Annotated in this window: 17 protein-coding genes and 3 tRNA genes; 8 read left to right on the forward strand and 12 right to left on the reverse strand. The window is 71.3% G+C overall.

The annotated features are described in order from the left end of the window. The first annotated feature begins 30 nt into the window (after positions 1-30). Genes ABT300_RS05225 through ABT300_RS05235 form a run of 3 tightly spaced genes read left to right on the forward strand, consistent with a single transcriptional unit; the run spans position 31 to position 5946 of the window. A complete protein-coding gene (locus ABT300_RS05225; protein WP_351672309.1) occupies positions 31-1464 on the forward strand; it encodes an amidase in 1434 nt (477 codons plus the stop codon). Then, the gene (locus ABT300_RS05230; protein WP_351672311.1) at positions 1457-4504 is read left to right on the forward strand and encodes an aminotransferase; all 3048 of its coding nucleotides are present in this window, start codon (positions 1457-1459) and stop codon (positions 4502-4504) included. The genes ABT300_RS05225 and ABT300_RS05230 overlap by 8 nt, the downstream gene beginning before the upstream one ends. Then, positions 4501-5946 (forward strand): purine-cytosine permease family protein, encoded by a 1446-nt coding sequence (locus ABT300_RS05235; protein ID WP_351672313.1) that lies wholly within the window; start codon positions 4501-4503, stop codon positions 5944-5946. Before ABT300_RS05230 ends, ABT300_RS05235 begins: the two co-directional genes overlap by 4 nt. A 557-nt stretch (positions 5947-6503) precedes the next feature. Here the strand turns inward: ABT300_RS05235 and ABT300_RS05240 are convergent. The 7 genes from ABT300_RS05240 to ABT300_RS05270 form a co-directional block, all read right to left on the reverse strand. Beyond that, entirely contained in the window at positions 6504-7388 is an 885-nt protein-coding gene (locus tag ABT300_RS05240) for an amidohydrolase family protein (RefSeq protein ID WP_351672315.1), read from the reverse strand. Positions 7389-7469: 81 nt separating this feature from the next. After that, positions 7470-8675: a cytochrome P450 gene (locus ABT300_RS05245; RefSeq protein ID WP_351672317.1), complete on the reverse strand. Its 1206-nt coding sequence runs from the start codon at positions 8673-8675 to the stop codon at positions 7470-7472. Positions 8676-8711: 36 nt separating this feature from the next. Continuing rightward, positions 8712-9647 carry a PDR/VanB family oxidoreductase gene (locus ABT300_RS05250; RefSeq protein ID WP_351672319.1) on the reverse strand — a complete coding sequence of 312 codons (936 nt, stop codon included), beginning with the start codon at positions 9645-9647 and terminating at the stop codon, positions 8712-8714. 105 nt (positions 9648-9752) lie between these two features. Then, positions 9753-10472 carry an IclR family transcriptional regulator gene (locus ABT300_RS05255; protein ID WP_351672321.1) on the reverse strand — a complete coding sequence of 240 codons (720 nt, stop codon included), beginning with the start codon at positions 10470-10472 and terminating at the stop codon, positions 9753-9755. A 766-nt stretch (positions 10473-11238) separates the two neighbouring features. Next, positions 11239-11312: transfer RNA gene (locus tag ABT300_RS05260), tRNA-Ile, on the reverse strand. Positions 11313-11492: 180 nt separating this feature from the next. Further along, positions 11493-11565: transfer RNA gene (locus ABT300_RS05265), tRNA-Asn, on the reverse strand. Positions 11566-11570: 5 nt separating this feature from the next. After that, positions 11571-11643, reverse strand: a tRNA-Asn gene (locus ABT300_RS05270). Positions 11644-11800: 157 nt separating this feature from the next. Here ABT300_RS05270 and ABT300_RS05275 point away from each other — a divergent pair. The 4 genes from ABT300_RS05275 to ABT300_RS05290 all read left to right on the forward strand — a co-directional run bounded on the left by ABT300_RS05275 (position 11801) and on the right by ABT300_RS05290 (position 17511). Then, positions 11801-12106 carry a YtxH domain-containing protein gene (locus tag ABT300_RS05275; RefSeq protein ID WP_351672323.1) on the forward strand — a complete coding sequence of 102 codons (306 nt, stop codon included), beginning with the start codon at positions 11801-11803 and terminating at the stop codon, positions 12104-12106. A gap of 104 nt (positions 12107-12210) precedes the next feature. Continuing rightward, positions 12211-13665 (forward strand): xylulokinase, encoded by a 1455-nt coding sequence (locus ABT300_RS05280; protein ID WP_351672325.1) that lies wholly within the window; start codon positions 12211-12213, stop codon positions 13663-13665. Positions 13666-13849: 184 nt separating this feature from the next. Further along, a complete protein-coding gene (locus ABT300_RS05285; RefSeq protein ID WP_351672327.1) occupies positions 13850-15583 on the forward strand; it encodes an ABC transporter ATP-binding protein in 1734 nt (577 codons plus the stop codon). After that, complete coding sequence (locus tag ABT300_RS05290) at positions 15583-17511, forward strand: ABC transporter ATP-binding protein (RefSeq protein WP_351672329.1); 1929 nt, start codon at positions 15583-15585, stop codon at positions 17509-17511. The genes ABT300_RS05285 and ABT300_RS05290 overlap by 1 nt, the downstream gene beginning before the upstream one ends. 173 nt (positions 17512-17684) lie before the next feature. Here the strand turns inward: ABT300_RS05290 and ABT300_RS05295 are convergent, their stop codons facing one another. The 5 genes from ABT300_RS05295 to ABT300_RS05315 all read right to left on the reverse strand — a co-directional run bounded on the left by ABT300_RS05295 (position 17685) and on the right by ABT300_RS05315 (position 24535). Continuing rightward, a complete protein-coding gene (locus ABT300_RS05295; RefSeq protein WP_351672331.1) occupies positions 17685-18968 on the reverse strand; it encodes a sigma-70 family RNA polymerase sigma factor in 1284 nt (427 codons plus the stop codon). Positions 18969-19022: 54 nt separating this feature from the next. Next, the gene (gene dnaG, locus ABT300_RS05300) at positions 19023-20921 is read right to left on the reverse strand and encodes a DNA primase (RefSeq protein ID WP_351672333.1); all 1899 of its coding nucleotides are present in this window, start codon (positions 20919-20921) and stop codon (positions 19023-19025) included. A 29-nt stretch (positions 20922-20950) separates the two neighbouring features. Continuing rightward, positions 20951-22216, reverse strand: a complete 1266-nt coding sequence (locus ABT300_RS05305) for an NAD(P)/FAD-dependent oxidoreductase (RefSeq protein ID WP_351672335.1) — start codon at positions 22214-22216, stop codon at positions 20951-20953. Positions 22217-22358: 142 nt separating this feature from the next. After that, positions 22359-23642, reverse strand: a complete 1284-nt coding sequence (locus ABT300_RS05310; protein WP_351672337.1) for a deoxyguanosinetriphosphate triphosphohydrolase — start codon at positions 23640-23642, stop codon at positions 22359-22361. Between the two features lie 113 nt (positions 23643-23755). Further along, on the reverse strand, positions 23756-24535 hold the full coding sequence (locus ABT300_RS05315) for a sirohydrochlorin chelatase (RefSeq protein WP_351672338.1): 780 nt from the start codon (positions 24533-24535) through the stop codon (positions 23756-23758). A gap of 179 nt (positions 24536-24714) precedes the next feature. Here ABT300_RS05315 and ABT300_RS05320 point away from each other — a divergent pair, with 179 nt between their 5' ends. Further along, complete coding sequence (locus tag ABT300_RS05320) at positions 24715-25392, forward strand: SanA/YdcF family protein (RefSeq protein WP_351672340.1); 678 nt, start codon at positions 24715-24717, stop codon at positions 25390-25392. Positions 25393-25428: the final 36 nt, after the last annotated feature.

A 25428-nucleotide genomic window follows, 5' to 3' on the forward strand; every position in this document is an offset into this window, starting at 1 on the left:
CGTACTGCCCATCGCCAAGAGGAGCGAAGGATGGACCTGAACTATCTGTCGGCCGACGAGATGCTGGGGGCGTTCCGGCGGCGCGAGCTGTCCCCGGTGGAAGTCCTGGACTCGCTGATCGAGCGGGTCGCCAAGACCGGCGAGGTCAACGCGGTCGCCGAGGAGATGTTCGACGAGGCCCACGATGTCGCGCGGGCCGCCGAGGCCAGGTACGCGGGGAAGGGTCCGGCGCCCCGGGCGCTCGAAGGCGTCCCGGTCGCGGTGAAGGAGGAGATGCCGATCGCCGGCAGGTCCCATCGCTTCGGCTCCCTGCTCACCGAGGGCAACGTCGCGACGCGGACCCAGCCGATGGTCCAGCGGCTGATCGACGCCGGTGCGGTCCTGCACCTGCGGACCACGACGCCGGAGTTCTCGATCGCCGTGACCACCCACTCCGAGCTGTGGGGCGTCACCCGCAATCCATGGAACCTCGACTACAGCCCCGGCGGTTCCTCGGGCGGCGCGGGTGCGGCACTGGCCGCCGGACTCGCCCCGCTGGCCACCGCCTCCGACATCGCGGGCTCCATCCGGGTTCCGTCGGCCCTGTGCGGCGTCGTCGGGTTGCGGCCCTCCTACGGGCGGGTGCCGTCGCTGCCACCGCTCAATCTCGACACCTACTGTCAGGACGGGCCGATGGCCCGCACGGTCACCGACTGCGCTCTCTTCCAGAACGTCATCGCCGGACCGGACCTCGTCGACCACACCTCGGTACCCGCCGCCCCACCGCTCCCGACGACCTTCGGATCGTGTGCGGGACTGAAGGTCGCGCTCGCGGTCACCATCGGCGACTTCCCCGTCGTCCCCGAGGCGGCGGCCAACATCGAGCGGTTCGCGAACGCCCTGCGGGAAGCCGGAGCCGAGGTGACCCCGGTCGAGATCCCGATCACCCGCCAGCAGATCATGGCCACCGCGTTCGCCCACTACGGCCTCCTCCTCGCGCCGTCCGTACGGGACGCGGCGCCGGCCGACGACCCGCGCTGGTCCCGCAACGTCCTCGACGTCGTCGAGGCGTGCGAGGCGGCCCTGGAGAAGACCGGTTCCCTGCGGGTCGCGGAAGAGGAAGGCCGGATGCACGCCGTGCTCGCCGAGATCTACCGCGACCACGACGCCGTCATCTGCCCGACCCTGGCCACCACCGGCTACCCGGCGGACGCCACGTCCGTGGAGTCCGTCGAACTCGCCGAGGGCGTGCACTTCGACAACCTCGTGAGCCAGTGCCTGACCCAGCTCTTCAACATCGCCAGCCGCCATCCCGTCCTCAACGTGCCCTCGGGCCGCGCGGACAACGGGGTGCCGACCGGCGTGCAGATCGTCGCCCGGCCGTACGACGAGCTGACCGCGTTCCGCCTCGGGGCGGCCGCCGAAGCACGTCTCGGCCTCTGGAGCGACCCGGACCGGCGGCCGAAACTGGCACACCATGGCTGAGGCACAACGGGCGTTCACCGGCGAAGGCGCGGTGGACGCAGCCGTCTGCGCCGCCCCCTGCGCCGGCCCGACGCTGTCGGAGCAGGACGCGAGGCGCCTCCTGCGTGAGCAATGGGCAATCACCGGTCGGCTCACCGACCTGGGGAGCACCGAGGACCAGGTCATGCTGGTCGAGGACGACAGCGACGGGCGCCGGTACGTCCTGAAGGCGGCCCTGGCCGAGGGCGGTGCGGAGGCAGTCCACGCCGAACACCTGGCGGTCCGTCACTTCCGGTCCCGGGATCCGGGTCTCGTGGTGCCCGAAGCCGTCCCGACGCTGCGCCACCATGACCTGGTCGACCTCGACGGGCTCCGCGCACGGCTGCTGGAGTGGGTTGCGGGCACACCGCTGGGCTCCGCCGCGCACCTCTCGCCGACGGCTCTGCGCGGCCTCGGCCGACTGGCCGCGAGATCGGTCACCGCACTCGCCGGATTCGACCACCCCGGGCTGCACCGCCGGTCCTCATGGGATCCGCGCCACGCGGTGAAGACCGTCTCGGGCCTCACCGATCACTTCACGGACGTGGAGAACGCGCTCATCGACCGGACGCTCGCTCCGGTGGCCGAACTCGTCGGCGGGGGGAGCGCCGGGCGACTGCCGGAACAGGCCGTGCACACCGACATCCACGAGCACAACGTGGTCGGTGACTTCGATGCCGACGGAGGGTTCGCGCCGACCGGGATCATCGACTTCGGGGACCTGGTGTGGACGTGGCGGGCCTGCGAGGTCGCGACGCCGATGCTGGCCGCCGTCGCACGTGCCCCCGAGGACCCGCTGGGAGCGGCGCTGCCCGTCCTCGCCGGCTACCTCGACCGGCTGTCGTTGTCCGAGGCCGAGGCGGACGCGCTCTGGACGCTGGTCCGCGCGCGTGCCGCGCTCTGTGCGGCGCTCCAGACCATCGCGGCGCAGCAGGATCCGGACGACGAGGGGGCGGCCGAGGTCGCTGCCGAGGACTGGCGGGCGTTGCGGGCCGTGGTGGAGATCGACCCGGCGCTCGCGACGGCGGTGGTGCGCCAGGCCTGCGGATTCGGCACACCGGAGACCGACCTGGCCGATCTCGTCGCCCGGCAGTCGCCGAGCCCGATTCTCCGCGACCAGGAGTTCCGTCGGCTCCGGCCGGTCGATCTGAGCGTCGAGTCGGAGCTGTTCTCGGCGGGCAACTGGATGGACGCCGAGGCCTTTCCCCGGCTCGGATCCGACACGGAGGTCGCCGTCGGACGATTCGACGAGATCCGCCTCGGTGAGCCCGACCTGACCGACCGGGCGCCCGCCGCACTGCACCTGGGCGCCGACCTGTTCGTCCCGGCCGGCACCGCAGTCCACGCCCCGCTCGACGCCACGGTGGTCCGGGTGGACGGTCACGCCGTCGTCCTGCAGAGCCGCATCGACACCACCACGTTCTTCGTCCGGCTCGCCGGAGTGGCCGCGCACGTCTCCGTCGGGCACACCGTGCGCCGTGGTGCCGAGGTCGCGCTGGTCGCACCGTCGGCCGGCCCGCTGCCTTCCCACGTCCACGTGCAGCTGGGGCTCTCACCCGACCTGCCGGGCGACGGCAGGGTCCGGGACCGTGCGGCCCTCCTGACGCTCTGTGCGGACCCGTCGCCGCTCATCGGGACGCCTGTCAGGGCGGAACCCGGCAGGGCGGTCGAACGCGTGCGTGAGCGCCGGGCGAAGTACATGGCCGACGCCCAGTCGACGTACTACGAGACCCCCGTGCAGATGGTCCGAGGCTGGCGGCACTGGCTCTACGACAGCGCGGGCCGGCGCTACCTCGACCTGATCAACAACGTCGCGGTCGTCGGGCACTCCCACCCGGCTCTCACATCGGCGGCGGCTCGGCAGATGGCGTTGCTCAACACCAACTCCCGCTTCCTGTACGACGCCATGGGCGAGTACGCGGAACGGCTCGCCGCCACCCTGCCCGAGGAACTGCGCACCTTCTTCTTCGTGAACTCGGGCAGCGAGGCCGTCGATCTCGCCGTCCAACTGGCCCGGGTCCACACCGGGCGTCGGTCGGTGGTCGTCATCGAGGGCTCCTACCACGGCTGGACCTCGGACGTGTTCGCGCTCGACACGCTTCCCCATGACCGCCCGCGTTGGCGCGAGGAACTCGACGAACACGTCCACGTCGCCGAGACGCCCGACCCGTACCGGGGACGGCACGGTGCGCGCGCGGAGCCGTATGTGGAGTCCGTGAGGCGAGCCTGCGCCGAAGCCGAACCGGGCGGTGGCGTGGCCGCGTTCGTGGCCGAGCCCCTGCTCGGCAGCCAGGGAGGAATCGTTCCGCCGCCTGGATACCTGGCCGGGGCCTACGCCGCCGTGCGCGAGGCGGGCGGGGTGTGCATCGCCGACGAGATCCAGGTCGGGATGGGGCGGACCGGGTCGGCCTTCTGGGCGTTCGAAGGCCGGGGCGCCACCCCCGACATCGTCGTCGCGGCGAAGGCGACCGGCAACGGACATCCGCTCGGTGTCGTCGCGTGCCGGCCCGAGATCGCGGCGGAGTTCGGCCGGCGAGCCGGGTTCTTCTCCTCCACCGGCGGCGGCCCGGTCTCGTGCCGGGTCGGTACGGCAGTCCTCGACGTCCTCCGCGACGAACGCCTGCCGGAGAACGCGCGCACGGTCGGTACGCACCTCGGCGCAGGGCTGGGCGCCCTGGCCGCACGCTTCCCCGAGATCGGCGCCGTCTACGGGGAGGGCCTCTACCGCGGTGTCGACATCGTCGAACCGGGCGCGGACAAGAAGCCGGCACCCGCCGCCGCGGCCCGGATCTGCGAACGCATGCTCGAACTCGGCGTCGCCGTCCAACCCACCGGAGTCGAGCTCAACGTCCTGAAGATCAAGCCGCCCCTCTGCTTCGACAACGCGGCAGCCGACCACTTTCTCGCCCGGTTCACCCGAGTGCTCGAGGAGCGGGCACAGTCCCGCATGGCCATGACCCGATCGGTTCACCGGCACCCCACGACCACGCGGGTTGTCCGTGAAAGGAATGAGAGCCCATGACCGGAACACCCGCCACCGAAGCCGGGATCGAACTGCACCACGTCGATCCGGTGCCCGAATCCCACCGACGAGGCCGCCCCCGCGACCTCTTCCACGTGTGGTTCGCCTCCAACCTCAACGTCGGCAACGCCATCTTCGGCGCCATCATCTACTCGGTCTGTCGCAACATCCCGCTGGCGCTGCTCGCCGCCGTCATCGGCAACCTGGTCGGAACCGTCCTCATGGCCCTGCACTCGATCCAGGGCGCCAGGCTGGGGATCCCCCAACTGATCCAGAGCCGCGGCCAGTTCGGATACCTCGGCGCCCTGGTACCCGTCGTCGTGGGGTCCGTCATGTACGTCGGGTTCACGGTCTCGGTCTCGCTCGCGGGCGGTATCGCGCTCAAGGTGGCCACGGGCGGCCGGATCCCGCTGCCCCTGGCCATTTGTCTGATCGCCGCGCTGAGCGTGCTCCCCGCACTGATGGGAAACCGAGCCATCCACGTCGTCACCCGCTACGCGACGTGGCCGCTCACCATCAGCCTGATCGTCGTCAGCGGCTACACGCTCGCCCGAGGAGGCGACGTGGCGGTGACGTCCGGTCCGGTGTCGCTCGCGTCGTTCCTCGCCGGCACCGGGGTCGCCGTGACGTTCGCGCTCACCTACGCCACCGCTGTCTCGGACTACTCGCGCTACCTGCCGCGCGACGCGTCAGGCCGGGCGGTTTTCTGGTGGACGGCGGCCGGGGTGTTCCTGTCGTCCACCTTCTGCTGCGTCGTCGGTGTGCTTCTCGCGGCCAAGTTCGCCGCCGCGGACGTCTTCCAGAGCACCAGTGCCGCGCTCGGCGGCGGAGCGCTCGCCACTGTCGTCCTGGTGGTGGCCGCGCTGGGCCTGGCTGTGACCAACATGCTCAACCTCTACGGCGGGATGCTGAACCTGATCACGGGACTGTCGACCTTCGTCAAGATCTCGAACTCGTTCCGGACCCGTGCAGCGATGATGCTGCCGACCCTCGTCATCGGGCTGGGCCTGGCCGTCACGGCCTCACAGGACTTCACCGGCAACCTGACGGCTTTCCTGTCGTTCCTGCTCCTGCTGCTCATTCCCTGGGGCGCGGTGAACCTCGTGGACTTCTACCTCGTCCAGCACGGAGAGTACGACGTCCCCGGCATGTACACCCGCAGCGGAAAGTACTGGAGCGACCCGGCCACGTGGACCCACAACGGGGTCAACCTCAAGGTCCTCATTGCCTTCGTGGTCGGCGTTGTCTCCGGCGTTCCGGCCATGAGTAACGCGTGGTACGTCGGGCCCGTCGCGCGACACTTCTCCAACGCCGACCTGTCCTGGATTCCGGGCATGGTGGTCACCTCGATCGTCTACCTGGCGCTCGTCCGCGTCGGCCGCGGCGCTCGTGGAGAGTCGTTCACGGCAGTCGCGAGTCGGCACCAGACGTCTCCGCTGTGACCAGAACTCCCAGCGCTGCGTGCCCATGCCCGACCTGCGTTTCCGGCCCGCCGGAGTCGAGCATGGGCGACGCACCGGGCATTGCCGGCCACCTCCGCCGGCCGGCCGAATCCGGCTCAGGCACGCCCAGGCAACAAGGGGGTCGAGCAGTGCGGCAACTGGGCCTGGGGCGGAGATGATGCCGCTTTCGGCCTGCCGCCTTTCGCTTCTTGAGCCGTCCTGTCCCGCCGGAGACATCAGCCTTCCTCACGGTCGGCCCACCGCCGGCCCTGTCCGGGCGACGGCCTCCGCCCGGGTTTCCACGTTCCGCGCGCACGAGATGCGACCGGATTGGGCGCCCTCTATATCCCGGGGCGGCGGTGTCCTCCGGACGGCGTGCAAATCCGCCCGGCGCCTGCCGCGTCAGTGTCCGGACATCCCGCGAGGACGTCGTGGCCCGATCTCGTAGGCGTTGACGCAACGGTCCGTCACCGTGGCCGTACGACGCAGACGGATCATGACAACGGTCGCGCTTCGCGTCATGGTTGATCAGCGCCACATCCGGCCGCAGCCCGGATTCAGTGCGGGGTGAGGCCGAACAGCCGAGCCGCGTTGTCCTTGAGGATCTTGGGCCGTACCTCGTCCTTGACGGGCAGCTCGGCGAAGTCCTTCAGCCAGCGGTCGGGAGTGATCAGGGGGAAGTCGGAGCCGAAGAGCACTTTGTCGCGCAGCAGTGTGTTGGCGTACTGGACGAGCTGCGGCGGAAAGTACTTCGGCGACCAGCCCGACAGGTCGATCCACACGTTCGGCTTGTGCGTGGCGACGGCGAGCGCCTCGTCCTGCCAGGGAAAGGACGGGTGCGCGATGATGATCTTGAGGTTCGGGAAGTCCGCGGCGACGTCGTCGAGGTGCAGCGGGTTGGAGTACTTCAGGCGTATGCCGCCGCCCCCGGGCAGGCCCGCGCCGATGCCGCTCTGGCCGCTGTGGAAGAGCGCGGGGACGCCCAGTTCCTCGAGCGCCTCGTACAGCGGGTATGCCTTCCGGTCGTTCGGGAAGAACGCCTGCATGTTGGGGTGGAACTTGAAGCCCCGGACCTGATGCTCCTCGACCAGGCGCCGGGCGGCCCGCACTCCCGTCCGTCCCTTCGCAGGGTCGATGCTGGCGAAGGGGATCAGTACGTCCGGGTGCGCCGCCGCCGCTTCGGCGACCTCTTCGTTGGCGATGGCCGGATGGCCGGTGGTGGACTCGGCGTCCACAGTGAACACGACACATGCCATGTGCCGTTCCCGGTAGTACGCGGCGACCTCGTCCAGCTGTGGGAGCCGTTGGCCTCCCGGACCGAAGTGCTGCTCGGAGGCGGCGAGGAGGTCCGGGGGCAGGGAGGGACGCCCGTCCTTGGAGACCTCGCAGTGAACGTGGACGTCGATGGCTGTGAGGGAGGTGATGTCGAGTGCGGAGGTCATCTGGCCTTTTCCTGGTGTGCGGTGAACAGTTCGGGAAGAGCGACGCCGCAGGTCGCCGCCCATGCGCTCGCTGGTAGCCGCTCAGCGCGCTCGGTGGACGCGCACGGGCAGGGACGCCCAGGAGCGGAGGGTGTTGTTGAGGTGTCGGCGCGGGGTCGCCGTGAGTTCGATGTGCTCGACGCGGGCGGCAAGTGCCGTCAGCAGGGTTTCGGCCTCCAGTCGGGCGACGTGCTGTCCGACGCACTGGTGGATGCCCATGCCGAAGCCGACGTGCCCCGAGGGATCCCTCACGAGGTCGAACCGGTCCGGATCGTCCCACCGGTCCGGGTCGCGGTTGGCGGCGCCGAGGAACATGAGGATCTTCGTGCCCTCGGGGACGACCGCGTCGGCGATGGTCACGTCGGCGGTGGCGGTCCGGAAGAACGTCTGTACCGGCGACTGCCAGCGCACCGCTTCCTCGAAGGCGACGCGCGCCAGTTCCGGTCGCTCGCGCAGCCGCTGCCACTGCTCGGGGTGGGTGGCGAAGGCGTAGAGACAGGCCGCCAGGCCGTGGACGGTGGTGTCGACTCCGGCGGTGAGCAGGGAGCGCACCACGAGGGGTGCCTGTGCCTGGGTGAGGTCCCCGCGGTCGGCGGCGGTCCAGATCCTCGCCCCGAATCCGTCATCGGTGAGCGCCTCGCGTGCGCATTGGGCGTTCACCCACGCCGACAGCTCGGCGACCCGGTGGGCGTCGGCTGTGACCAGGTCGTTGACGGGGCCGAAGGAGTTGAAGGCCATGTTTCCGTACGGCAGGAGGTTCTCCCGGCCGTCCGGGCCGAGACCCACGGCGTCGGGAAACACCCTGAGCGGAAACGCGCACGCCAGCTCGGTGAAGGCGTCGAACGTCCCCCTGCCGCCGGCGAGAACCTGCTCGACGAGTTCCTCGGCCGCCTGCTGCCAGGCCGCGCGCAGGACGCGCAGCGCCGAGGGGGCCAGAATGTCCCGCAGCACCCGGCGTGGGGCGTCGTGCCGTGGTGGGTCGGCCTCCAGCAGCACGCTGGGCGGACGCCACGACTCCTCGTGGCGGAAGTTGGCCAGGCCCACCCCCGACCCCGACTCGAAGTGCTGCCAGTCCGCGAGCGCGGCGTGCACCTCCTGATGGCGGGCCAGGGCACGTACGTCGTATCGGGAGAGATACACGACGGGGCCGGCGGCCCTCAGGACGCGGTGCAGCTCCTCGGGATCTTCGAGGGCGGCGGGTGAGAAGACGTCGATGTCACATACGGGCAGCTCGGCGGTCCCGGGCATGGCGGCTCCTTGCTACGGGGATGACGGGGGAAGGGGTCACAGGTCGAGGACCAGGCGGTCGTCGCGGGACCGGGACACGCACGGGAACATGCAGGTGTTCGCCGCGCGTTCGTGGTCGGCGAGGATCGAGTCGCGGTGGTCGGGGCTGCCTTCCAGCACGGGGGTGAGGCAGGTGCCGCAGGTGCCCTGCTCGCAGGAGGACAGCACGTCCACTCCGACGCGGCGCACCGCGTCCAGCACCGAGACGTCCGGAGTGACGGTGACGACGCGCCCCGTCCGCCTCAGCTCGACCTCGAAGGGCAGGTCCCGTACCGGCGCGGCCTGTTCGGCGGCGGCGAACCGCTCGGTACGCAGCGTGTACGCGGGCCAGTGTGCGCAGGCGGCCTCCACCGCGGCGAGCAGCGGAGCGGGTCCGCAGCAGTAGACCTTGGTGTCCGGGCGCGGGGCGCCGAGCCAGGACCCGAGATCGAGCAGTCCGACCTCGTCCTGGGGAGCCATGTGAACCCGCTCTCCGTAGGTCGCGGTCAACTCCTCCAGGAAGGCCATGGAGGCCCGCGTCCGCCCGCCGTACAGCAGTTGCCACTCCGCGCCCAGCAGTTCGGCCTGCTGGACCATCGGCAGGAGGGGGGTGATGCCGATGCCGCCGGCGATGAACAGGTACGTCTCCGAGGGGACCAGGGGGAAGTGGTTGCGCGGTCCGCCGACGCCCACCCGGTCGCCCGGACGCAGCGTGTCGTGGACAAGCGCCGATCCACCGCGACCGTACGGCTCCCGCAGGACCGCGACTCGGTAGGTGTAGGCGTCCCACCGGCTGCCGCACAGCGAGTAGTGCCGCACCGTCCTGTCCGGAAGAACGACCTCGATATGGGAGCCAGGGGTCCAGTCCGGCAGTCGCGCGCCGGCCGGATGCACAAGGGTCAGCGCGACCACGCCTTCGGCCACGGCTTCCTTGGCGGAGATTTCCAGAGTCACGACCACGTCGTCGCCTCCCGTCTTCGGATTGCGGGAAGCATGCGCGCGGGTGAGCGAAGGCCGCGACGGGACTCTCATTGAATGAGAGACGAAACGAATATTTTCTCAGCCGGGCAGACCGTGAGCCGCCAGGGCCCGGGAAACGCCGCGCGCCGCCGTGCGCACCACGGGGACGACGGAGGCTGCCCCGGCATCGTTCGGGACGATCACGGAAAACGCGGCCACCACTTCCCCCTGTCGGCCGCGCACCGGGGCGGCGATACCGAGAGCCTCCTCGTGCAGGTATCCGGGACAGTACGCGTATCCCTGGCGTCGGATGTCGGCCAGGGTGGAACGCAGCGCGGTGGGGTTGGTGATGGTGTGCGCCGTGTACGCCTTCAGAGGTCCGGCGAGGATGCGCTCCTGGAGTGCGGCGGGACCATGGGCAAGCAGTACGAGGCCACTGGACGACCCGTGCATCGGCAGCCGGCCCGCGATACGGGTGTAGTTGACGACCGCTCCCGGCGCCGAGAGACGTTCGAGGAACAGCACCTCGTCGCCGTCGAGCACCCCGAGCTGGACGTGGTGTCCCACCACATCGTGCACGCCCTCCAGGAACGGCATTGCCGCGTCCCGCAGTGACAGGGTGGGCGAGGCCCGCGTCCCCAGCTCCCACAGACGCATGCCCACTCGCACCCGGCGGTTGGCGTCACGTGCCAGGAAGCCGTGCTCGATCAACTCCGCCACCAGCCGCGACGCGGTCGCCAGGTGCAGTCCCGTACGCCGGGAGATCTCGGAGACAGTGAGAGCCGGGTCCTCGGGCGTGAACACCTCGAGGATCCGCACGGCTCGTGACAGAACCGACTCGCCTGTCCGTGTTGTCCTCACACAGACATGATCGGCGCATGGTGTCGGGAGGTCCAGGTCCGCATGGATGCAGAAGACAGTTCGCCGCGGTCGACCCGTTGCCTTTCGGGGCGCTCGTCGGGGCTGTCTTCGAGGAGGCGACGCACCAGTGACTGGCCAGCCCGGAGGCTACGGATCCCCCAGCCTCGGAACGGCGGCCAGACCCAGGCCACGGGTGCCGCCGGTGACGATGCAGCTGCGGTCCTTGAGCCCGCGATCCATTTCCGCTCCCGTTACAGCATCGCCCTCTGGGGCTGGGTGGCCATCGCGATGACGGTGGTGATGTCCGCGTCAGGGTCGCCGTGAACCGCGCTGTACGAGGGAAACCGCCCAGACCAGCCGTTCCCGCCATGTCTGCCGGCTCTCTCCGGGCCGTTTCCAGTACGGGCCGTTTCGCGTCCCATTCGTGCGACCCCTGTACGCACCTGTCGACCCGACAGAGCCGCCGCCCCGAAGGTCCCCAGGCGGCACTTCCGAATCCTCGTGTCCAACCAGCGTCCAGAATCCGGCGCCAAGGCCTCGAACGCGCCATCCACCGAGACCTGCACCATCGCCGAACTACGACATATGCGCAGGTCAGAGCGGTGCGCCCTGTTACCGGCCGCAAGGGAGCCGAACTCGCGAGCAGCGGATTCAGTCCGTTCAGGCGAAGTTGACGCTCCGACACCCGAAAATGAACGTTTCCGCAGGTCAGAGCCCTGCAAGGTGGGGCGGGTGGGACTCGAACCCACGGCCGACGGATTATGAGTCCGCTGCTCTAACCGGCTGAGCTACCGCCCCATAGCGGCGTGTCGCGTACATGAGTGCGCGCCGTCTGCCGCAGCATAGCCGCTCATACGATCTCACGCTCCGGCTGGTCGGCCTTGCCGCCGCCCTGAGGCCGACGCCCCTGGCCTGCGCGGTTCCCGCCGGTGTGACACCACATGAAAAAGGACCCCCACGGGGTCCTCGTTCACGATGCTCCCCCGACTGGACTCGAACCAGTAACCTGCCGGTTAACAGCCGGCTGCTCTGCCAATTGAGCTACAGGGGACCGAGCTCCCCCGACTGGACTCGAACCAGTAACCTGCCGGTTAACAGCCGGCTGCTCTGCCAATTGAGCTACAGGGGAATGCCTCGTCGCATCGAACGTGCCTAGCTGGGTATTCGCCAGGAAGCGCTCGCTCGCTGCGACACATACATTAGCGCAAGCAGGGGGGTGCTCCGCCAATCGGTTCCCCCCGGCACCGGTGTCGTGCCAGGGACCTACACGAGGGAAGGTGGCCGTCATGCGCTACAAGCTCACGTTCGTCGTCGGGCTGGCTGTCGGTTACGTGCTGGGCACGCGTGCCGGGCGCGAGCGTTACGAGCAGCTGAAGAAGTCGGCGCGGCAGGTCGCCCAGAACCCGGCCGTGCGCAACACCGCCGAGACCGCGGCCCAGCAGGGCCGCCAGTACGCGGGCAAGGCCTATCACGCGGTCAGCGACAAGGTCGGCGACCGGATGCCGGAGTCGGTGGCGGGCCGGGTGCGCTCACTGCGCGACCGCAACGTCAACGGCGCGGGCGGGGACGACTGGGGCACGAGCAACACCTGACGACGACGCCGCGACGGCGGGCGGCGGCGCCGTTCGGCGGTTCCGGCCGCCCCCGAGGCGACTGACGGCCGCATCCGGGCCCGGCGTGCGGCAGAATTTTCGGCATGGGGATAGTCGCCGGGTTGGACAGTTCGCCCGATTTCACTCGTATCGTCGTCTGCGACGCGGACACCGGAGCCGTGCTCCGGCAGGGGTACGCGCCGCATCCGGTGGAAGGCGCCGAGGGCGGCGGCCGTCCGTCCGACGTCGACCCGCAGGCCTGGCTGCTGTCCCTGGGTGAGGCCGCGGGCGGGGGCCTGCTCGAAGGCGTGCAGGCCATCGGCGTGTCCGCGCAGCAGAACGCGGTCGTGCCGCTGGACTCGCAGGGCAACACCGTGCGGCCGGCGATGGTCGGCGGGGACAAGCGGGCGCAGGTCGCGGCGGCCGACCTGGTCGACGCGCTCGGCGGACGCGAGGCGTGGGCGCAGGCGGTGGGGTGCGTCCCCCAGGCGGCCCAGCCGGTGACCAAGCTGCGCTGGCTGGCGAAGAGCGAGCCCGACGCCGCCGCGCGCAGCGCCGTGCTGCTGCAGGCGCACGACTGGCTGGTCTGGCAGCTGCTGGGGCGGCCGGTGCGCAGGACCACCGACCGCGGCGGGGCCTCCGGCACCGGGTACTGGTCGGCCGCCACCGGCGGATACCGGCCCGATCTCGTGGAGCTGGCGCTCGGCCACCAGGCGATGCTGCCCGAGGTGATCGGGCCGTCCGACGCGGCCGGCACGACTCCGGAGGGCCTGCTGATCTCCGCCGGGACCGGGGAGACGATGGCGGCGGCGCTGGGGCTCGGGCTGGGGATGGGCGACGCGGTGGTCTCGCTCGGGGCGTCGGGCTCGGTGATGGCGGTGCACCCCGAGGCGCTCCTCGACCAGAGCGGGATGATCACCTCGCTGGCGGACGCGACCGGCATGCACCTGCCCGTCGTCACCACGCTGAACGCCGTACGGACCCTGCGCGGCGCGGCCGAACTGGTCGGGGCGCCCGACCTGGACGCGCTGTCGGACCTGGCGATGAAGTCGACGCCGGGGTCGCACGGGCTGGTCATGCTGCCGTACCTGGAGGGCGAGCGGACGCCGAACCTGCCGCACACCGCGGGCACGCTGGCCGGGCTGCGACGCGAGTCGATGAAGCCGGAGCACTTCGCGCGGGCCGCTTTCGAGGGCATGCTGTGCGGGCTCGCGGACGCGCTGGACGTGCTGCGCGGCCGGGGCGTGGACGTGCGGCGGGTCTTCCTGCTGGGGGCGGCGGCCGAGCTGCCGGCGGTGCAGTCGGCGGCGCCCGCGCTGTTCGGGGCGCAGGTCGTGGTGCCGCAGCCGGCCGACTACGCGGCGATCGGGGCGGCCCGGCAGGCCGCGTGGGCGCTCGGGGCCTCGCAGGGCACGCTCGACCCGCGGACGCCGCCCGCCTGGCAGGGAGCGGCGGCGCAGGTCCTGGACCCGGGCGAGGACCTGGCCGTGGGGCAGGCGGTGCGGCAGCAGTTCGTGTCGGTGCGGGAGCAGACCCATCCCGGAGCATTCCGGGCGTGAGGTTGCAGATGTGGCTTATCGGGCACCCGGGGGCCGGAAAAGCACTGCTGTCGGCTTAATCGGTTGAGGTAACACGGGTGGGATGTCGGACGATAGGGGCCAGGGGCAACCAATGCCCCTACCTGTTGCCCCTTGCCCCTCCCGGCTACCCGATGCCCCTCCCGCCGACTCCGAGAGACGTAGCGTGCTCATACGACTTCTGCGGACCTATCTCAGGCCCTACAGGAAACCCATCGCTCTTCTGGTGCTGCTGCAGCTCCTGCAGACCTGCGCCACCCTCTACCTGCCCACCCTGAACGCGCACATCATCGACAACGGCGTCGTCGAGGGAGACACCGGATACATCCTGACGTTCGGCGGCGTGATGATCGCCGTCTCGCTGGCGCAGGTCGTGTGCAACATCGGCGCCGTGTACTACGGCGCCAGGACCGCCGCAGCCCTCGGCCGGGACGTGCGGGCGGCCGTCTTCGACCGGGTGCAGTCCTTCTCCGCCCGGGAGGTCGGCCAGTTCGGCGCGCCCTCGCTGATCACCCGGACGACCAACGACGTCCAGCAGATCCAGATGCTGGCCCTGATGACGTTCACCCTGATGGTGTCGGCGCCCATCATGTGCGTGGGCGGCATCGTGCTGGCGCTCGGCCTGGACGTGCCGCTGTCCGCGGTGCTCGTCGCCGTCGTGCCGACCCTCGGCATCTGCGTGACGCTGATCGTGCGCCGGCTGCGGCCGCTGTTCCGGTCCATGCAGGTGAAGCTGGACACCGTGAACCGGGTGCTGCGCGAGCAGATCACCGGCAACCGGGTCATCCGCGCGTTCGTGCGGGACGAGTACGAGCAGCAGCGGTTCCGGGAGGCCAACGCCGATCTCACCGGCGTCTCGCTGAAGACCGGCAACCTGCTGGCGCTGATGTTCCCGGTGGTCATGACCACGGTGAACCTGTCGTCGATCGCGGTGGTGTGGTTCGGCGCGCACCGGATCGACGACGGCGGGATGCAGATCGGCGACCTGACCGCGTTCCTCGCCTACCTCATGCAGATCGTCATGTCCGTGATGATGGCCACCTTCATGTTCATGCAGGTGCCGCGTGCGGAGGTGTGCGCCGAGCGCATCCAGGAGGTGCTGGACACCTCGTCGTCGGTGGTTCCGCCGGCGGCTCCCGTCACCGAGCTGCGGCGGCACGGCCACCTGGAGATCCAGGGGGCCGGGTTCCGCTATCCCGGCGCCGAGGAGCCCGTCCTGAAGTCCATCGACCTGGTGGCCCGCCCCGGTGAGACGACGGCCGTGATCGGCTCGACCGGCAGCGGCAAGTCCACGCTCCTCGGGCTGGTGCCCCGGCTGTTCGACGCCACCGAGGGGGAGGTGCTCGTCGACGGGGTGGCCGTGGACGAGGTGGACCCGGTGCTGCTGGCGAGGACCGTCGGTCTCGTGCCGCAGAAGCCGTACCTGTTCGCGGGCACCGTCGCCAGCAACCTGCGGTACGGCAATCCGGACGCCACCGACGAGGAACTGTGGCACGCGCTGGAGGTGGCGCAGGCCAAGGACTTCGTCAGCAAGCTGGAGAACGGCCTCGACTCCCCCATCGCGCAGGGCGGTACGAACGTCTCCGGCGGTCAGCGACAGCGGCTGGCGATCGCCCGCACGCTGGTGCAGCGGCCGGAGATCTACCTGTTCGACGACTCCTTCTCGGCCCTCGACTACGCCACCGACGCGGCGCTGCGGGCGGCGCTCGGGAGGGAGACCGCCGAGGCGACCGTGGTGATCGTCGCCCAGCGGGTGGCGACCATCCGCGACGCCGACCGGATCATCGTCCTCGACGAGGGCCGGGTCGTCGGCGCCGGAACCCACCGGGAGCTGATGGCGGACAACGAGACCTACCGGGAGATCGTGCTCTCCCAGCTCACGGAAGCGGAGGCTGCCTGATGGCCGGGCCCATGGGGCGCATGATGGCCGGCGGAGGCCCCGAGAACCGCTCGCTGGACTTCAAGGTGTCCGGCAGGCGGCTGCTCGCCCAGTTCAAGCCGGAACGGGTCACGCTCTACGCGATGCTGTTCTGCGTCGTGCTCAGCGTCGGCCTCAACGTGGTCGGACCGAAGATCCTCGGCCGGGCCACCGACCTCGTCTTCGCGGGCATCGTCGGTCGGCAGATGCCGGCCGGGGCGACCAAGGAGCAGGTCCTCGACTCGATGCGGGAGCGCGGGGACGGCAGTGTCGCCGACATGCTCAGGAGCACCGACTTCACGCCGGGCAAGGGCATCGACTTCGGCTCGGTGGGCGAGGTGCTGCTGGCCGCGGTCGGGGTGTTCCTGGTCGCCGGGCTGATGATGGCGGTGGCGACGCGCCTGGTCAACAAGACCGTCAACCGCACGATGTTCCGGATGCGCGAGGACGTGCAGACGAAGCTGTCGCGGCTGCCGCTGTCGTACTTCGACAAGCGCCAGCGCGGCGAGGTGCTGTCCCGCGCGACCAACGACATCGACAACATCGGGCAGACGCTCCAGCAGTCGATGGGCCAGCTCATCAACTCGCTGCTGACGATCATCGGCGTGCTGGCGATGATGTTCTGGGTGTCGTGGCTGCTGGCGCTGGTGGCCCTGGTCACCGTGCCGCTGTCGGCGGTCGTCGCCACCCGCGTGGGCAAGCGCTCGCAGCCGCACTTCGTGCAGCAGTGGCGCTCCACCGGCAAGCTCAACGCGCACATCGAGGAGATGTACACCGGTCACACCCTGGTGAAGGTGTTCGGCCGTCAGCAGCAGTCCGCCGAGCAGTTCGCCGAGCAGAACGAGGCGCTGTACGAGGCCGGGTTCAAGGCGCAGTTCAACAGCGGCGTCATGCAGCCGCTGATGATGTTCGTGTCGAACCTCAACTACGTCCTGGTGGCGGTGGTCGGCGGGCTGCGCGTCGCGTCGGGTTCGCTGTCCATCGGCGACGTGCAGGCCTTCATCCAGTACTCGCGCCAGTTCTCCATGCCGCTGACGCAGGTCGCGTCGATGGCGAACCTGGTGCAGTCGGGCGTCGCCTCGGCCGAGCGGGTCTTCGAGATCCTGGACGCCGAGGAGCAGGCGGCGGACCCGGTGGCCGCCGAGCGGCCCGCGGAGCTGCGCGGACGGGTGGCGCTCGAGGGCGTGTCCTTCCGCTACGACCCGCAGAAGCCGCTGATCGAGGACCTGTCGCTGGCGGTGGAGCCCGGCCACACGGTCGCCATCGTCGGTCCCACGGGCGCCGGCAAGACGACGCTGGTGAACCTGCTGATGCGGTTCTACGACGTCTCCGGCGGACGCATCACCCTGGACGGCGTCGACATAGCGCGGATGTCGCGTGACGAACTGCGGGCCGGGATCGGCATGGTGCTGCAGGACACCTGGCTGTTCGGCGGCACCATCGCGGAGAACATCGCGTACGGCGCGTCGCGGGAGGTCACCCGGGGCGAGATCGAGGAGGCGGCGCGGGCCGCGCACGCCGACCGGTTCGTGCGCACGCTGCCCGACGGCTACGACACCGTGATCGACGACGAGGGCAGCGGGGTCAGCGCGGGCGAGAAGCAGCTCATCACCATCGCGCGGGCGTTCCTGTCCGACCCGACGATCCTGGTGCTCGACGAGGCCACCAGCTCCGTCGACACCCGTACGGAGGTGCTGATCCAGAAGGCGATGGCGAAGCTGGCCCACGGCCGCACGTCGTTCGTCATCGCGCACCGGCTGTCGACCATCCGGGACGCCGACACGATCCTGGTGATGGAGAACGGCTCGATCGTGGAGCAGGGCGCGCACGGCGACCTGCTGTCGGCGGACGGGGCCTACGCCCGCCTGTACAAGGCGCAGTTCGCGGAGGCCGTGGCGGAGGTCGACTGACCGGGGACGGACGACCGGGGACGGACGACCGGGGACGGCGGCCGGTCGTGCGGCGTGTCGTGGGGGCCGCTCGCATCAAGTGACGGCGAGCGGCCCCGCCCGGTCCGCGGGCCCTGCCCGGACTGAGTCCACGGGCCCTGGCTGGACTGAGTCCACGGGCCCGGTCCGCGGGCTCAGTCCAGGTAGCCCCTGAGCTGGTCCGCGAAGGCGTGGTCGCGCAGCTTGTTGAGGGTCTTCGACTCGATCTGCCGGATCCGTTCGCGGGTCACGCCGAAGATGCGGCCGATCTCCTCCAGGGTGCGCGGGCGGCCGTCGGCCAGTCCGTACCGTAACTGGACGACCTTGCGCTCGCGTTCGCCGAGCGTGGAGAGCACGGCCTCCAGGTGCTCGCGCAGCAGCAGGAAGGCCGCCGACTCCACGGGGCTGGCCGCGTCGCCGTCCTCGATGAGGTCGCCGAGGGCCACGTCGTCCTCCTCGCCCACCGGGGCGTGCAGGGAGACGGGCTCCTGGGCGAGCCGCAGGACCTCTCCGACGCGCTCCGGCAGCAGGTCGAGCTGGGCGGCCACCTCCTCCGCGGTGGGCTCGTAACCGCGTTCCTGCAGCATCCGGCGCTGGACGCGGACGACCCGGTTGATGAGCTCGACGACATGGACCGGGACGCGGATGGTGCGGGCCTGGTCGGCGAGCGCGCGGGACATGGCCTGCCGGATCCACCAGGTGGCATACGTGGAGAACTTGTAGCCGCGGGCGTAGTCGAACTTCTCGACCGCCCTGATCAGGCCGAGGTTGCCCTCCTGGACGAGGTCGAGCATGGTGAGCCCGCGGCCGACGTACCGCTTGGCGACGGACACCACGAGCCGCAGGTTGGACTCGATGAGGCGGCGCTTGGCCATCCGGCCCATGACGACCAGCCGGTCGAGGTCGAGCGCGAGTTCGCCGGCCAGGTCGGCCGACCCGGCCAGCTTCTCCTCGGCGAACAGTCCGGCCTCCACGCGGCGGGCCAGCTCCACCTCCTCGGCCGCCGTGAGCAGCGGGATGCGGCCGATCTCCCGCAGGTACTGGCGGAACAGGTCGGAGGACGGGCCGGCGCTCTCGGTGACGCGGGCGCGGGGCGGGGCCTCCACGTCGGGCTCCGGCTCGGGGCCCTCGGCGAGCGCCTCGGGCGGCGGGTCCGCGGCCTCGGGGTCGGTGTCGGGGTCCGCCGCGGGGTCGGTTCTCGTCTCCGGGTGGTGCGCGGCACGGTTCTGCGGCGGGACCGCGACCAGGACGTCGGACTCGGCGTCCGGATCCATGCCGTCGGGCGCGCTCTCGGCGGTGCTGTCGGTCGGGGTGAGGGTCCGGGTCTGGGTCTGCACGGGGGCGACCTCCAGGATGATCGCTGCTGAGGTGAGCGGCGGCGGTTCCGGGGGGCCGCTCCGAGGACTCAGGCACCGGACCCAGTGTGGCGTACGGCACATCCTCGCCACGAGGGGCGTGCGGTGACTTTTTGAGTCCGGAGCGTGACGTGCTGTTCAGAGGGCGTCGGGGCCGTGCACCTTCAGCGCCTGGTCGTACTGCTGGAGGACCCACAGCTCGTTCTTGGCGGCGGCGAGCTGCGCCGGGTCGCCGCCCGCCTCCAGCCGTTTGACGGTGATCTGGATCTCCTGGACGCGGCGCTCGACGGCACGGCGGCGCACCTGCACCAGGACGTTGCCCGCGTACACCTCGTCGACCGTGCGGCGCATGATCGGCTCGACCGCGAGCTCGGTGACCATCGCGCGGACGGCGTCGTCGGGGGCCGTGTCCCGGACGCGGACCAGGTACTCCGAGCCGTCCTGGACGCCGAGCTCCGCGCCGCCCGCGTCGAGGACGGCCTGGCGGACGGCGGCGTAGGGCGCGGCGGTGAACTCGTCGGCCCCGTACGCGTCGAAGGCCGGGGACACCAGCTCCGGGCGCTGCAGGGCGAGCTTGAGCAGCTCGCGTTCCGTGGCGTAGACGGGGTTGCGCAGAGTGAGGGCCGGACCCGAGGCCTGGCGGGGGGAGGCCTCGTACTGCTGAGGGCCGCGGCCGGTCGGCGCGGGGCCCTTGCCGCCCCGGTCGCGGGCCCAACGGGCCAGCTGGGCGACCCGCTTGACGACGAACTGGGTGTCCAGGATGCCGAGCATGCCGGCGAGCTGGACGGCGACCTCGTGCTGTGCGCCGCTGTTCTTGATGCGGGCGACGATGGGCGCGGCCTCGTCGAGGGCGGCGGCGCGGCCCGCGGGGGTGTCGAGGTCGTACCGGACGACGATCTGGCGCAGGGCGAACTCGAAGAGCGGGGTACGGGGCTGGATCAGGTCGGCGACCGCCTCGTCGCCCTTGGCGAGGCGCAGGTCGCACGGGTCCATGCCGTCGGGGGCGATGGCGATGTACGTCTCGGCGGCGAACTTCTGGTCGTCCTCGAAGGCGCGCAGGGCCGCCTTCTGGCCGGCCGCGTCGCCGTCGAAGGTGAAGATCACACGGGCGCTGCCGTTGTCCATCAGCAGCCGGCGCAGGATCTTGATGTGGTCGCCGCCGAAGGCCGTGCCGCAGGTCGCGATGGCGGTGGTGACGCCGGCCAGGTGGCAGGCCATGACGTCGGTGTAGCCCTCGACGACGACGGCGCGGCTGGACTTGGCGATGTCCTTCTTCGCGAGGTCGATGCCGTAGAGGACCTGGGACTTCCGGTAGATCGCGGTGTCGGGCGTGTTGAGGTACTTGGGGCCGTTGTCCGCCTCGTAGAGCTTGCGCGCGCCGAAGCCGACGACCTCGCCGCCGATGTCGCGGATGGGCCACATCAGACGGCCCCGGAAGCGGTCGATGGGCCCGCGGCGGCCCTCCTGGGCGAGCCCGGACAGGAGCAGCTCCTTGTCGGTGAAGCCCTTGCCGCGCAGGAAGCGGGTGAGGTGGTCCCAGCCCTGGGGGCTGTAGCCGACGCCGAAGTGGACGGCGGCGGCCTGGTCGAATCCGCGCTCGGCGAGGAAGAGCCGGCCGGTGTCGGCCTCCGGGCTGAGGGCGAGCTGTTCCGCGTACCACTCGGCGGCGATCTTGTGGGCCTCGACCAGGCGGATGCGCTCGCCGCGCTGGTGGGAGGGGTTGTAGCCGCCCTCCTCGTAACGCAGGGTGATGCCGGCCTGGGCGGCGAGCCGCTCGACGGCCTCGGAGAAGGTGAGGTGGTCGACCTTCATCACGAACGTGATGGTGTCGCCGCCCTCCTGGCAGCCGAAGCAGTGGAAGAGCCCCTTGCTCGGGCTGACCTGGAAGGACGGCGACTTCTCGTCGTGGAAAGGGCACAGGCCCTTGAGGTTGCCGCCGCCCGCGCTGCGCAGCTGGAGGTACTCGGACACCACGGCGTCGATCGGGACCGCGTCCCGAACGGCCTTCACGTCCTCGTCGTTGATCCGTCCTGCCACGCAGTGATTCTACGGGGGCGCACCGACACTCACGGGAGGAGACCGTCCAGGGGGACGTGGGGGTCGGCCAGTGCCTGCGTGTCCACCGGGGTCCGGGCGGTGATCAGCTTCTGGATCGGCTCGGTGACGTCCCACACGTTCACGTTCATCCCGGCCAGCACCCGGCCCGACTTCACCCAGAACGCGATGAACTCGCGTTTCGCCGCGTCGCCGCGGATCACGACCTCGTCGTAGGAGCCCGGCGGCGCCCAGCCGCTGTACTCCATGCCCAGGTCGTACTGGTCGGAGAAGAAGTACGGCACGCGGTCGTAGGTGACGTCCTTGCCGAGCATCGCGCGGGCGGCCGCCGGGCCGCCGTTCAGGGCGTTCGCCCAGTGCTCGACGCGCAGCCGGGTGTCGAACAGGCCGTGCGGGAAGGACGCGACGTCGCCGGCGGCGTAGATGTCGGGGTCCGAGGTGCGCAGGGTCGCGTCCACGGCGACGCCGCCGCCGTGGGCGCGGTCGGCCATCTCCAGGCCGGCCGCCTCGGCGAGGGCCGTCCGCGGGGCCGCGCCGATCGCGGCGAGGACGTCGTGCGCCGGGTGCTCCTGGCCGTCGTCGGTGCGGGCGGCGAGGACCATGCCGTCCTGTCCGACGATCTCGGTGAGCCGGGCGCCGAAGTGGAAGCGCACGCCGTGCTCGCGGTGCAGGTCGGCGAAGACGCTTCCGAGCTCGGGGCCGAGGACCCCGTGCAGCGGCGTCGGCTCGGGCTCGACGACGGTGACCTCGGCGCCGTACTCGCGGGCGGCCGCAGCGATCTCCAGCCCGATCCAGCCGCCGCCGGCGATCACGATGTGGCCGTTGTCGCGGCCGAGGGCCGCGAGGACGCCCTTGAGGCGCTCGGCGTGCGCGAGGCGACGCAGATGGTGCACGCCGGCCAGGTCGGTGCCGGGGATGTCCAGACGACGCGGCTCGGCGCCGGTCGCCAGCAGCAGCTTGTCGTAGTGGGCGAGCGTGCCGTCGTCGCCGAAGCGGACCGTCTTCGCGGTGCGGTCGATCGCGTCGACGGTCTGGCCGAGGTGCAGCTCGATGTCGTTCTGCGCGTACCAGGCGGGCTCGTGCACGAAGACGCTCTCGCGCGGCTCCTTGCCGAGGAGATAGCCCTTGGAGAGCGGCGGCCGCTCGTAGGGGTGGTCGCGTTCGTCGCAGATCAGTATCACGCGGCCGGTGAAGCCCTCCGCTCGCAGCGTCTCGGCCGCCTTCGCGCCGGCCAGGCCTCCTCCGACGATGACGAATGTCTGATCCGCGTCGACCACGTGATGCCTCCTCGTTGAGCGTGCCGCCATATGCGAGCGTCCCGCACGCAGCGTGATGGGGGAAGGGGGACGTGCCCGATCACGGCACGCCGTGGCGCGTTTCGGCCCGTTTGGGCGCACGGGGCGGACGGGGCGCTCCCGGTCAGCGTCTGGTGTGCGTCGTCAGCCGGCGGTGGAGCGAGCGGGCGGAGGCGTCGGTGAGGGACGCGATCTGGTCGACGACGACGCGTTTGCGGGCGCGGTCGTCGGCGGCCCGGTCGAACAGCGCGCGGAACTGGGGGTCGAGGCCGTCGGGGGCGCGGGCGGTGAGCGCCTCGGCGAGTTCGCCGATGACGACGCGCTGGTCGGCGCGCAGGCGTTCCTGTTCGGCGCGCTGCATGACGTACCGGTCGGCGACGGCCTTGAGGACCGCGCACTCCAGGCGGGTCTCGTGCGGGACGACGAGTTCGGCGCCGTAGCGCGTGAGGCGGCCGGCGTGGTGCCGCGCGCGCGTGGCGCCCTCGGCGGCGAGACAGAAACGGCCGATGAGCTGGCTGGTGGCGTCCTTGAGGCGGGCCTGGGCCACCGCCGTGCCGTCGTAGCCGTGCGGCCACCACTCCTGGTCCTGGAGGCGGTCGAGGGCGGCGGCGAGCTCGGCCGGGTCGGTGCCGGCGGGCACGTAACGGCCGACGGCGACCCGGAAGATCTCCTGGCGTTCCGGTTCGGCGTGCAGGCAGATCGGGTCGATGTGGCCCGCGTGCAGGCCGTCCTCCACGTCGTGGACGGAGTACGCCACGTCGTCGGCCCAGTCCATGACCTGGGCCTCGAAGCACGTGCGCGTCCCGGGGGCCTCCTCGCGCACCCAGTCGAAGACGGGACGGTCGTCGTCGTAGACGCCGAACTTGGGCGAGCCTGCGTCGGTGGGGTGGCCGCCCCGCGGCCAGGGGTACTTGGTGGCGGCGTCGAGGGCGGCCCGGGTGAGGTTGAGGCCCACGGAGCCCTCCTCCGTGAAGCGCTTGGGCTCGATCCTGGTCAGCAGGCGCAGCGACTGGGCGTTGCCCTCGAAGCCGCCGCAGTCCCGTGCGAAGTCGTTGAGGGCCTGTTCGCCGTTGTGGCCGAAGGGCGGATGGCCGAGGTCGTGGGAGAGACAGGCCGCCTCGACCAGGTCCGGGTCGCAGCCGAGGGCCGCTCCGAGCTCCCGGCCGACCTGGGCGCACTCGAGGGAGTGGGTGAGGCGGGTGCGCGGCGTCGCGTCCCACTCGGGGGTGCGCTCTCCGGGGGTGACGACCTGGGTCTTTGCCGCGAGCCTTCTGAGCGCCGACGAGTGCAGGACGCGCGCGCGGTCGCGTTGGAAGGCGGTACGGCCGGGGCGTTTGTCGGGCTCGGGGGCCCAGCGGGCGACTGACGTCGGGTCATAGGCGGTGTCGGGGTGTGCGGTGCCTTCCATGATTCGACAGTAAGCGGCGGGAGTGACAATCGGGGCGCTACTCGCCTGCCGGGTTCCGTGGGGGGCGTGTTCGTGCCGTCCGCGGCGGGCCGCGTGCTCGCGCCGCGCGCCCCTCAGGCGGCGTCGCTCCTGCCGTCGGCCGCGAGGGCCCGGTCGTAGCGGTGCAGCAGAAGGCTCGCCATCAGGGGGTGGACGCCCAGCGGGGCCGCGGCGATCCACGGGGCCGCCTGCGCGGCCTCCGTCGCGAAGCGTCCGGGGGCCGTGAAGCAGGACGCCACCGCCACCCGGTCGCGCCCTCGCGCCGCCAGGGCCCGCAGCGCCGTCGCCACCGTCGGGGCCGCCGTCGACGCGTAGGCGGGCGTCACCGGCACGCCCAGGCGTTCGGCGAGCAGTCGTGCCGTGCGGCGCGTGTCGGTCGCCGCGTCGGGGTCGCGGGAGCCGGCGGCCGCCAGCACCACCGCGCTCGACCGTCGCTCCCGCTCGGTCTGCGGCGCGCGCCAGCCGGCCTCGGTCAGACGCGCGTGCAGGGTCTCGGCCAGCAGCGGGTGCGGTCCCAGCGGCGCGGCCACGCGCGTGCGCACCCGGGCCCGCGCCGCCGTCTCGGGGATGTCGCGCTTGACGTGATGGCCCCGGGCGAGGAGGAGCGGGACGAGGACGGCGTCCGTCGTGCCGTCGGCGTCCAGACCGGCCAGGGTGTCCGTGAGCAGGGGCTCGTTCAGCTCGATGTGCCCGAGGTGGACCGCGAGGCCGGGGCGCTCGGCGCGGACGACGTCCAGGAGCGCGCGGACGGTGCTCAGGGCGCGCGGGTCACGGCTGCCGTGGGCGACGACGACCAGCGCGGGCGGGCCGGGCCGCCGGCGGCCGTCGAGGTGGACGAGACGTGGCTGGCTCATGCACCCATCCTGCCTGGCCGAGATTGCACCCCCGTTGCCTGACCGTCACGACTGTTTTCCGGGGGTTCACCGCCGGGGCGGGGCGGATGTGAGGCGCGGGACACACCGCGGGAGGGCGAACCGGATCACCGCCGGCCGCGTCTTTCCGGGCCGAAGGGGAGTTCGACCGGGGGGATCTCATGGACGTCCGTCGACCGCGGCTGCCGCGCACCCGCGCCGGGCGGCGCCGGCTGGTGCAGGCCGTGATGGCCGGGTGCGTGCTGGCGCTGCTGCCGTCCACCTGGCTGTACGTGTCCACGTCCGACCGGATCGGCACGACGGCGAAGGCGCCGCGCCGCGAGGTCGCCGTGGTGTTCGGGGCGGGGCTGTGGGACGGCGAGCCGTCGCCGTATCTCGCGCACCGGCTGGACACGGCGGCGAAGCTGTACCGGGCCGGGCGCATCGAGGTGGTCCTCGTCACGGGCGACAACAGCCGCGAGGACTACGACGAGCCCGACGCGATGCGCGCCTATCTGACGAGGCACGGCGTGCCGGACCGGCGGATCGTCAGCGACTACGCCGGGTTCGACACCTGGGACTCGTGCGTGCGCGCCAAGAAGATCTTCGGGGTCGACGAGGCCGTGCTGATCAGCCAGGACTTCCACATCCGGCGGGCGGTCGCCCTGTGCGAGGCGGCGGGCGTCGACTCCTACGGCGTCGCCGTCGCCGCCGCGCACAACGTCACCTGGCTCTACGGGGGCGCCCGGGAGGTCCTGGCGGCCGGCAAGGCGGCCCTGGACGCGGTGTTCGAGCCGGATCCCCGGTTCCTCGGACCGAAGGAGCAGGGGGTGGCCCGGGCGTCGGCGGCGGCCAGGTGAGGCGCCGGGGGCGGGCGGCCGGGCGCGGGATGCTCT

The organism is Streptomyces sp. NPDC001027 (genome assembly GCF_040299045.1).
Lineage (GTDB): Bacteria > Actinomycetota > Actinomycetes > Streptomycetales > Streptomycetaceae > Streptomyces.

What these genes read in the sequence shown, in the direction of transcription:
- ABT300_RS05225 (WP_351672309.1), top strand. Translation starts at nt 31, where the DNA reads ATGGACCTGAACTATCTGTCGGCCGACGAGATGCTGGGGGCGTTCCGG.
- ABT300_RS05230 (WP_351672311.1), top strand. Translation starts at nt 1,457, where the DNA reads ATGGCTGAGGCACAACGGGCGTTCACCGGCGAAGGCGCGGTGGACGCA.
- ABT300_RS05235 (WP_351672313.1), top strand. Translation starts at nt 4,501, where the DNA reads ATGACCGGAACACCCGCCACCGAAGCCGGGATCGAACTGCACCACGTC.
- ABT300_RS05240 (WP_351672315.1), bottom strand. Translation starts at nt 7,388, where the DNA reads ATGACCTCCGCACTCGACATCACCTCCCTCACAGCCATCGACGTCCAC.
- ABT300_RS05245 (WP_351672317.1), bottom strand. Translation starts at nt 8,675, where the DNA reads ATGCCCGGGACCGCCGAGCTGCCCGTATGTGACATCGACGTCTTCTCA.
- ABT300_RS05275 (WP_351672323.1), top strand. Translation starts at nt 11,801, where the DNA reads ATGCGCTACAAGCTCACGTTCGTCGTCGGGCTGGCTGTCGGTTACGTG.
- ABT300_RS05280 (WP_351672325.1), top strand. Translation starts at nt 12,211, where the DNA reads ATGGGGATAGTCGCCGGGTTGGACAGTTCGCCCGATTTCACTCGTATC.
- ABT300_RS05290 (WP_351672329.1), top strand. Translation starts at nt 15,583, where the DNA reads ATGGCCGGGCCCATGGGGCGCATGATGGCCGGCGGAGGCCCCGAGAAC.
- ABT300_RS05295 (WP_351672331.1), bottom strand. Translation starts at nt 18,968, where the DNA reads ATGTGCCGTACGCCACACTGGGTCCGGTGCCTGAGTCCTCGGAGCGGC.
- ABT300_RS05310 (WP_351672337.1), bottom strand. Translation starts at nt 23,642, where the DNA reads ATGGAAGGCACCGCACACCCCGACACCGCCTATGACCCGACGTCAGTC.
- ABT300_RS05315 (WP_351672338.1), bottom strand. Translation starts at nt 24,535, where the DNA reads ATGAGCCAGCCACGTCTCGTCCACCTCGACGGCCGCCGGCGGCCCGGC.
- ABT300_RS05320 (WP_351672340.1), top strand. Translation starts at nt 24,715, where the DNA reads ATGGACGTCCGTCGACCGCGGCTGCCGCGCACCCGCGCCGGGCGGCGC.